Genomic DNA, 9,343 nt, shown 5'->3' with positions numbered 1-9,343 from the left:
CTAACTAAGCTAGAGATAGGACAATCAGAAATAAGAGGGGATATTAAAGCCCTAGATTCTAAAGTTATGGAAATAGAAAAGCGTATTGACGACCTGAATGTACGGGTGAATATTAGCAATAATGGGTTTCTTGGCATTGTCGAAATTTTGGTGACAGGAATACTAGGTATTCTGGGAAAAATCGTCTTTTTTCCTAATCCCTAAAAGTTATCCTTAGTCTTGCATATCGGCAATTTTGATGCCTTGTCGATTAGAGAAAAAATCAGCAAAAGTAGGAGTTTAGCAAAATGTCTAACGAAACCGTAACTTATTCCCTTGAAACAGTCCTGACAAGGATTGAGGGAAAAATCGACTCTTTACAAAGAGATGTTAATAAGCTAGAGATAGGACAATCAGAAATAAGAGGGGATATTAAAGCCCTAGATTCTAAAGTTATGGAAATAGAAAAGCGTATTGACGACCTGAATGCACGGGTTAATATTAGCACTAATGGGTTTCTTGGCATTGTCGGAATTTTGGTGACAGGAATACTAGGCATTCTGGGAAAAATCGTCTTTTTCCCTAATACCTAAAAGTTATCCCTAATGGTAATTCGTCCAGATTTGTTTACTCTACAATTTTCAAGGATACAGAGAAAAACAATCTGCAAAAATCCCTCTTTCCTTTCTCCTCTCTGCGACTGTAGCGCCTCTGCGTGAAACAAAAAATATAACAATCATGCCCTAATCACAGTAATTCTATATTGATTTTCTGTCACCACAACTTCAGTGGATAATCTTTCTTCCATTGGTAAAGCATTTTTCCTCCTATCAAAGATAAATAACCAACCAAAATCTAAACCCAAACGCCCTAAATAAGACTCTAATTGTTCGATCCCATCAGCTTGAGGATCGCGCTTTTTATCCCGCCATACTTTTAATTCAATCTCTAAAATTACATCTTTATAACTCAGACATAAATCCATTCTATCGCTACCAATTGCATATTCCCTTTCTAAAACTCCCCCACCATTAACCACGCGATGTAAAAAAGCCATTAATACAATATGTGGAGCGATTTCATGATATACCGTACTACCTAATAATGGTTCGACCTGTTGTCGCCAAAATTTGAGAAATGCTGTTAATAAAGCATCTATATTTAATTCACCTTTTGCTGTCAACCAACTAGGACTAATTAAAGGTAAACTGTCCTGAGTTCCTTGTACTAAAACACGGGGAATAACTTCACGATAAATAGGGTTTGAAATAACTAATCCCCCCATCGGATCACGTCGTAATAATCCTAAATCTATTAAATATTGGCGATCATCTGCTAGGGTATCTGGTAATGTTTGCCCTGCTAAAATTGGTTCAATAATGTTTTTAACTCGTTTTTCTCTGAGTCTTTCTGCTAAACTATCTAAATGAGTATCCTGACGAGCAATTAATATTTCCTTAGCTTGTAAAATGGTTTCTTCGGTAATAGCAATACTTCTATCTTTTACCATTTTTTCTACAATTTCTTTAGCTAAAGCATTGACTAACCAAGGTTGTCCTTGGGTTAAATCATAAGCTGTTTCTATTGCTTCTGGTGTAAAAATTTGTCCAGTTGCTGCTGTATGTTGTTGATATAATTCTCCCACTTCTGCAAGATTAAAATTTCGCATAGTCAGAGAAGCAACTTTTATATTAAAAGGACTAGATGTATTTAATCTATCACTACCACCAGATGCTACTTTATAATCTCTCACATCTCGTAAACCAATTAATCCTACTGAGGTCGGAAAATTTTCAGGACGATTAGGAAAACCATCTCTTAACTGTCGTAAAACTGATATTAATGTTTGGTCTTGTAAAGAATCAATTTCATCTATAAATAATACTAAAGGGCGGTTTAAGGATGTTGCCCAATCTGATAAAAAAGCCTTAATTCTGCTTCCTGGTTCTTCCTGTCGCCATTGTTTAACAGGTGGTTGTAATTCTTTAGGTAAGCGGATATCTATGGTATCATACCAAGTTCCTAAAATTGCTAATTCTGCGGCAGTAGGATCATGATTAAATGCACTTCCTACTTCTACAGATACCATGACTGCGGCATAATTTCCTCTATCGGTAAGTTGTTTTGCTAGGGATAACATGGCTGTGGTTTTCCCTGTTTGTCGTGGTGCATGAAGGACAAAATAACTTTCTTGTTCAATTAGCTCCTCTAAATCTGGTAATCGTACTGTGGGAGAGAGCATATAGTGGATATCGTCTTTACAGGGACCGGCAATATTAAACCAGCGAGTCATAGAACTTTGGTAATAGGTGAACTCTTTAAGTTTACACTATCTATAATTATGTTGGTATCAAGCAAGATTTTCACAGGTTATGTTTCTCCTTTAAATATTCCCATTTAGCTTGATCTGGATCAAAATCAGGAGGTGCAGGTTGGGTTTTCTCAAACCAGTTTTGCAAAACCTTGATTTTAGTTGGTCTTTTTGGTGTTTCTGGTGCTGGTTCAGTGGTTGGGGTTGTGGTATGATCAAGGGTATCTGTGGCTGCCCAAACTACAATTTCCACGTTTCTGGGGGGTAAATTCAGGGGTTGGGTAATCAGCAAGTTACCAGATTGATCAATTTTTCCTTTGAGTTTGTATGCTTGCATGATGTTTTTTTAGGACTTACGCAAGACGTGGCTGAACGCCTTATTCTTGCGTAGGGGTAATTCATGAATTACCCCTACTTTCGGTCTTTTTTGCGTAAGTCCTGTTTTTATGATAATCTATTTTTAGATGATATCATATTGATAAAAATTCACTCTCTAAATTTGGGTTTAAATTATGATAACTACACTCATTGAACGGGAAGCAGAACCAATTTTAATTAGTGACCTAACCTGGAGAGAATTTAAAGCTGTTGAACAGCTAATTGAGCGCCCAGGGTTAAGGTTATCTTTTTTAGATGGAGTTTTGGAGATTAGAAAAATGCCAGGGAAAAAACAGGAAACTATCAAAAAACGTATTGCTTCTTTAGTAGAAATTTATTTAGAATTTTTGGAATTAGATTTTACTCCTACTGGTTCTGTCACCCTAGAAAATGAATTTGAAAAGGTTAAAAAAGAAGGTGATGAATCTTATGAATTGGGAGCAAATAGAAAACATCCTGATTTAGTGATTGAGGTGGTTGTTAGTAGTGGAGGAATTAATAAACTGGAAGCATACAAACGGTTACAAATTCCTGAAGTTTGGTTTTGGACGAATGATGAGTTATTGTTTTATAGTTTAGGAAATGAGGGATATGAAGCTGTTAGTAAATCGCAACTTTTACCGAGTTTAGATGTAGGTTTATTGCTGCGTTGTATTAATACAGAAAATCATGCTCAAGCACTGCGGGAATTTAGAGCAGGGATAAAAATTATTGAACCAACATAATTGGGGTCAACTAGAATTTTGGCTAATTGTTGGCGATTATCCCACTGCCTACTTCTTCGACAACTTTGTAGATTTTGTGGCCTCTAGCAACAGCATAATCTTTTAATCGGTCAGCTTGTCTATCTAGATTGTCTTTATTTTCGGCGCTGGAAACTCTTGCATAAGTGCCAGCTATCAAGTCGGGTTTTGAATGGTTGTCATCCGTTATGATAATTGTACCAGAAGGCAATTGATAGCCTGTTAAATTCCCTTGTTTCCACCACCTCCAAGCCGTTCGATAACTTATTCCTGTTTTTTTTGCCTAGTCTGATAGTTTCCTGTCCACATATTGCCATGCTTGACTATATCTGATTATATTTCTCTTGAAACTTTAAAATACCCTCCGCTCAAAGACAGGGACAACCTTTGATCCTAGCCCATCGATAGAAAAACTACTATTAGGGCCACTGGTAGCAACAAGGTGAACGGTGACAGAACTTAACGGCCTATGATTAAAGAAACGAGGAATCAGAACCCTAAATAAATCCTCGCTCCGCCATTGCCTTGATTCTCCCTGATAATTATGGGACTTTTTGCCCGTCACCAAAACCTCCGTCAGTGGTTTAAATCCCAACACTTCGGACGTAGCGCGACTGATAGTCGCTATGCTTTACTGGTAGCCTGTTTAATCGGAATTCTCTCCGCCCTTGCCGCTATTATCCTGAAATTGGGTATCGGTTGGTTAGGTGGTTGGCGGGTGCATCTAGTAGCCAATTCCTCTCCTTTCCTAGTTTTGCCCCTCGGCGGTTTTCTGCTCGGTTACAGTGCCGGTTGGATTGTCGAACACTTCTCCCCCGCGGCCGCCGGGGGTGGTATTCCCCAAGTAAAAGCGGCCTTAGCTAAATATCCTTTGCCCCTGTCTTGGCGGGTCGCCCTAGTAAAAATGATCGGGGCGATCCTGATCCTTGGCGGTGGTTTAACCCTTGGTCGTCGCGCCCCCACGGTACACATCGGGGCGGCCCTAGCGGCCCAGTTAAGCGTCTGGCTGCCCACCAGTCCTGATCACCGTCGTCAGATGATCGCAGCCGGGGCAGCCGCGGGGTTAGCGGCCGGTTTTACTACTCCCATCGCCGGCGTCCTCTTTGTGATCGAGGAATTAATGCGCGATGTCTCCAGTATGACCCTAGAAACGGCGATTGTGGCTTCCTTTACCGGGGCCGTGGTTTCAATGATGCTGCAGAATACCCCCTCAATGATCACTGAATATGCCGATATTAGCTTCTCTGCCCAAGAAATCCCCATTTATTGCCTTTTAGGGGCTTTAGCGGGCTTATTGGGGGCTTTATTCAATCAAGGCATCCTTTTTTGTAGCCAGCTGCAGCGGCGTTGGCGGTTATCTCTAGCTTGGCGCATCGGTCTGGTCAGCTGGTTATCGGGAACGGTAGTGGCCTTTTTACCCGACTTTTTTCGAGATAATACGGGTTTACGGGAATTTTTGCTGGCAGGGGAATTAAGTTGGCAGAATACCGCCCTCGCTTTTGTGGTCTATTTTTTCCTGACGATGATCTCCTATAGTTCTGGCGCTCCGGGAGGACTCCTCGCCCCCGCTTTGGTGTTGGGCTCCTGCTTGGGGTTTCTGGTGGGGGGAATCGAGACGAAAATGATGGGTTTCGGCAGCGAAGCTAGTTATACTTTAGCCGGTATGGGGGCTTTTTTTACGGGAGTAGTCAGGGTTCCAGTAACGGCGATCGTGATTGTCTTTGAACTGCATCGCAATTTTAATGTTGTGCTGCCCCTGATGTTGACCTGTGCCGTTTCTTATATCACTGCCGAAAGCATTCACCCCGGTTCCCTCTATCAGCATTTACTTTCCGCTAGTGGCATTATTCTCAACGAAGAAACCCCTGCTAATGATGTGTTGGCCCATCTGTCGGCTATAGATGTGATGCAATCCCAGGTGGAAATTCTGGCGGCAGATTTACCCCTGGGGGAAGTGGTGAAAATTATGTCCCGTTCCCATCATCGCGGTTTTCCCGTGGTGGAACAGGGGCGACTATTGGGGATTTTTACCCAAAGTGATCTGGATAAATGGCGATCGAAAAACAGTCAAACAGTCCTACGGGAGATCATGACTCCCAATCCGATTACTGTGGCCCCCCAGGCAGCTTTAAGCGATGTTTTATTTCTCTTAAATCGCTATCAGCTTTCCCGTTTACCTGTTACCGACGGTCAAAAACTGGTGGGGATCATCACCCGCACCGATATTATTCGGGTGGAAGCCGATCAATTGGGGGGAGTTTGTCAACTGCCCCAACCCAGTACCCCTTCCTATGTGGTTTATCAAACTCGTTCCCCGGCCGTGGGAATAGGCCGGATTTTGTTACCCATTGCCAATCCCGACACCGCTACCGCTTTGTTTAAAATTGCTGCTGCGATCGCCCGTCAACGCAATTATGAAATAGATTGTCTCTATGTGATTACTGTGCCTCGTCTTAGTTCTCCGGCGGAAGTAAAGGTAGATACGCGGGAAGGACGCAAATTACTTCATCGTCTGGAAAGATTAGCCCGACGGCAGAATATCTCTGTTCATACACAAATTTCCGTGGCTCAGGATATCGCCGACGGGATTTTGGCGACGATTCGCGAACGACACAGCAATTTATTAATTATGGGTTGGACGGGGGAAAAATCCACCACCGGGGCGATTTTCGGGTTTTTAGTCGATACTTTGATTGCTGAAGCCCCCTGTGAAACCATCTTGGTAAAATTGGGGACAAAGGATTGTTTTCCCAACGATCTTAATCGGGAAAGGATTTGGCTGATTCCCACCGCCGGCGGTCCCAATGCCCAACGCGCTTTAGCATTATTGCCTAGTTTGCTGTCTTTGTCCGAGTCTTCGGATCATCCCGAACTTTGGTTATGTAAAATCTATTCCCCGACGGAGTTACTGCCAGATCTGTCCACTTTGGAAGTTTTACAAGCATCTTTACAGAAAGCGATCGCACAGCCGATTGTGCCTTTACCGATTCGTTCGGCCTCTCCGGCCGAGGCGGTGATTCATCTGGTAGAATCGGAGGATTGTTCCTTGGTGCTTTTGGGTGCATCTAGGGAAAGTTTGCTCAATCAGTTCTTAAATGGCAATATCCCCTCAACGATTGCCTGTGCCGTTAATTGCACTGTGATTCTCGTGCGAGGGGAATTATCAGATTAGTTGATTAGCTAGGCGGAAGCTAAACTTAAACCGAAGGGTACGGTATTGTCAATTTTCGCCCCTTGACTTTCCTCTAGGGAATGGGGATAAAATATTTCCCTGTCCAGTTGACCATCGGAGTCATCGTCATCCCCATCGCTGATATAAAGGCGTTCACAGGGGATGTTATCGGAAAGGATGGCACTGGCCATCATCCCCGTATGAATCTCTAAGAAAGCATCCGCTAGGGTCTCAAATACTAAACGCTGCCCGGGGAAAACCACCCTTTCAAAATACCAGTTAGCAATATTGGTGATGCGAACAATTTGAATATGATTGGTCGCATTGACATAGCAACAAAGAATACTATTTTTCTTGCCGTTGGGGAGGGGATCGAGAATCTGTGCCATAGCAATTGGGGTGATCTTAAAGTGTGTTTCTCATCGCTCCTTCACCCTAACATCCTTTGATCCCCAATAGCTGTAAAGATGATTACATTACTCTGATAAAAATCTACCCATCGCTCTTTCTGGTGATAGAAAGCGGTTTTTATTAAAAAATCATTAAATTTAACTAATGCCTAGTTTTGGCTATTTGTCAAGGGGGGAACCCCGTTTTTTTTGCTGTTTTTCTTGATTTTTTGCTGGGCTATTTATCGCTCAATTTTGTTAACGGTTTCAGGATTATAAAAACCGAGGTAATTTTTGTCAAGTTAGATACCGCTTGCTCATGGTCTCCTCCATCTGGTTGACTAAAAAGGGTCGGCCTGTGGTTAGACTGATAGGTTTGACAGTGCTGGGGAGAATAATCCCTCGATTGTTCGGGGTTTCTCCGCAAATTTCCCCGGAGAATCCCCGTCTTTTGCAAGCGGGGAAATGTCAACTCATCAATCTTGGGACTCTATCAATCAATTTTCCCAGTCGAAGCGGCATTAACTATAAACTTGCTAAAACCTCCTTAGCGGCGGCCAAAGTCCGTTCGATATCGGCCTCTGTGTGAGCTAAAGAAGTAAAACCAGCTTCAAACTGGGAAGGAGCTAGATAAACGCCTCTTTCCAACATTCCCCGGTGAAAACGACCGAATTTAGCCACATCGGCCTTTTTGGCATCTTCATAGTTATGTACGGGGGAGCCAGTGAAAAACATTCCGAACATGGCGCTAATATAACCTCCAGAAACGCTGTGACCAGCATCTCTAGCCACTTTCAGCAGCCCTTCAGTTAAGGATTTAGTCACTTTATCGAGATATTGGTAGGTGCCGGGGCGCTGGAGTAACTCGAGGGTTTTAATTCCCGCCGTCATGGCCAAAGGGTTGCCGGATAAGGTTCCCGCTTGGTACATCGGGCCGGCCGGAGCCACCATCGCCATAATATCAGCCCGACCGCCGTAGGCCCCCACCGGCAGCCCACCGCCGATAACTTTGCCGAGGGTGGTTAAATCGGGGGTGATGCCGAATTTTTCCTGAGCGCCACCGTAGGCGATGCGGAATCCGGTCATTACCTCATCAAACATTAATAGGGCCCCGTATTCCTTGGTTAATTCCCGCAATCCTTCTAAAAAGCCAGCATCCGGCACGATAAAGCCGGCATTACCCACCACTGGTTCTAAAATCACCCCGGCAATCGAGTCGGGATTTTCGACAAAGAGGGCTTTTACCGCTTCCAGGTCATTGTAGGGGGCGGTTAAAGTGTTGTTAGTGGTGGTTTTGGGAACCCCCGGCGAGTCGGGTAAACCCAGGGTGGCTACACCAGAGCCGGCTTTAACCAGGAACATATCGGCATGACCGTGGTAACAGCCCTCGAATTTGATGATTTTATCCCGGCCAGTAAAAGCCCGCATTAAGCGCAGGACGGACATACAGGCTTCGGTGCCGGAATTGACAAAACGCACCATTTCAATGCTGGGAACAGCATCAATCACCATTTCAGCGAGAATATTTTCTTGGACACAGGGAGCGCCGAAACTGGTCCCTTTATCTAGGGCCTGGTGCAGGGCGGCAATCACTTCGGGATGGGCATGACCACAGATAGCCGGCCCCCAAGTTCCCACATAGTCGATGTATTCGTTACCGTCCACGTCGCGAATATAGGCCCCTTTGACGCTTTCAAAAACGATGGGTTGACCACCGACGGATTTAAAGGCCCGCACGGGGGAACTTACACCCCCCGGCATTAATTTTTGAGCGGCTGTAAAGATTTCTTTCGATTTTGTTGTTTGATACGAAGATGTGCTAACCAATCCTGTCTCCTTGTCTATTTGAGTCTATCGGTTTCGGGGAATGCCCGGAGCTTTGTTTTGTTAACTTCCTGCTGCTTGTTCCATTTTAAAGATCACTGGCCTACATTTGACGCAATTTTTCCCTAGGAAGAGCGCTGGTCGGCTCAAGTCTCGCTCTTCTTGACTTATAGCTTGATGGTTAACAGCTGATGTAATTGGCTGAGAAAGGGCAAAAATTTCACTTTTGACAATTTTTCCACAATCTTTTCAGAATTGCAGTAAAAACCTAGCAATGGGCGAAGTTATTGCTATTGATAGATTTTAGCCCAGAAAGAGCGATCAAAAAAAGCTCCGGTTTTCCACAGATTTTCCACAGGGGAATTCTTGCTATTATTTCTTAGCGTACAAAAAAACTATTCCTGCTTTGACATCCTCACCGCCGTAAACGGACGGTGATTCCCAAACCTCACGATTTAGGTTTCTGCTTCTTTCCCGAAGGATTTTTCGCACCTGCCTTAACAGATTTACTCTGTTCTGGTCTTATGGTCGCTCTACAGACTGACAC

8 protein-coding genes and 1 pseudogene are annotated in these 9,343 nt (G+C 43.7%); 4 read left to right on the top strand and 5 right to left on the bottom strand.

Going from position 1 to position 9,343, the window contains the following annotated elements; all coding sequences use genetic code 11:
- Positions 1–204 (top strand): DUF4164 domain-containing protein (locus O9290_RS11855; RefSeq protein WP_288087086.1); only part of this gene is annotated, 204 nt, incomplete at its 5' end.
- Positions 205–287: 83 nt separating this feature from the next.
- The gene (locus O9290_RS11850) at positions 288–572 is read left to right on the top strand and encodes a DUF4164 domain-containing protein (protein ID WP_288025436.1); all 285 of its coding nucleotides are present in this window, start codon (positions 288–290) and stop codon (positions 570–572) included.
- Between the two features lie 143 nt (positions 573–715).
- Here the strand turns inward: O9290_RS11850 and O9290_RS11845 are convergent, their stop codons facing one another.
- Together O9290_RS11845 and O9290_RS11840 are read right to left on the bottom strand one after the other, a co-directional pair.
- On the bottom strand, positions 716–2,272 hold the full coding sequence (locus tag O9290_RS11845) for an ATP-binding protein (RefSeq protein WP_012266638.1): 1,557 nt from the start codon (positions 2,270–2,272) through the stop codon (positions 716–718).
- Positions 2,273–2,342: 70 nt separating this feature from the next.
- Positions 2,343–2,627 carry a hypothetical protein gene (locus O9290_RS11840; RefSeq protein ID WP_002761688.1) on the bottom strand — a complete coding sequence of 95 codons (285 nt, stop codon included), beginning with the start codon at positions 2,625–2,627 and terminating at the stop codon, positions 2,343–2,345.
- A gap of 175 nt (positions 2,628–2,802) precedes the next feature.
- Here O9290_RS11840 and O9290_RS11835 point away from each other — a divergent pair, with 175 nt between their 5' ends.
- Positions 2,803–3,393, top strand: a complete 591-nt coding sequence (locus O9290_RS11835) for a Uma2 family endonuclease (RefSeq protein WP_147069283.1) — start codon at positions 2,803–2,805, stop codon at positions 3,391–3,393.
- Positions 3,394–3,430: 37 nt separating this feature from the next.
- Here the strand turns inward: O9290_RS11835 and O9290_RS11830 are convergent.
- Positions 3,431–3,565 (bottom strand): annotated as a pseudogene (locus O9290_RS11830) (recombinase family protein); the annotation flags it as partial.
- Between the two features lie 390 nt (positions 3,566–3,955).
- On the opposite strand from O9290_RS11830, the gene O9290_RS11825 reads away from it, so the two are divergent.
- On the top strand, positions 3,956–6,583 hold the full coding sequence (locus O9290_RS11825) for a chloride channel protein (protein WP_288025441.1): 2,628 nt from the start codon (positions 3,956–3,958) through the stop codon (positions 6,581–6,583).
- Positions 6,584–6,591: 8 nt separating this feature from the next.
- On the opposite strand, the gene O9290_RS11820 is transcribed toward O9290_RS11825, so the two are convergent.
- Complete coding sequence (locus O9290_RS11820) at positions 6,592–6,972, bottom strand: DUF1830 domain-containing protein (protein WP_002783746.1); 381 nt, start codon at positions 6,970–6,972, stop codon at positions 6,592–6,594.
- A gap of 525 nt (positions 6,973–7,497) precedes the next feature.
- Positions 7,498–8,799, bottom strand: coding sequence for a glutamate-1-semialdehyde 2,1-aminomutase (hemL, locus tag O9290_RS11815; protein ID WP_002748251.1), 1,302 nt, complete (start codon positions 8,797–8,799; stop codon positions 7,498–7,500).
- Positions 8,800–9,343 lie beyond the last annotated feature (544 nt).

Source organism: Microcystis sp. LE19-41.2A (genome assembly GCF_027530405.1).
Classification (GTDB): Bacteria; Cyanobacteriota; Cyanobacteriia; order Cyanobacteriales; family Microcystaceae; genus Microcystis; species Microcystis aeruginosa.
The sequence above is the reverse complement of the archived record's forward strand: the minus strand, read 5'-3'. Positions and strand labels throughout refer to the sequence as shown.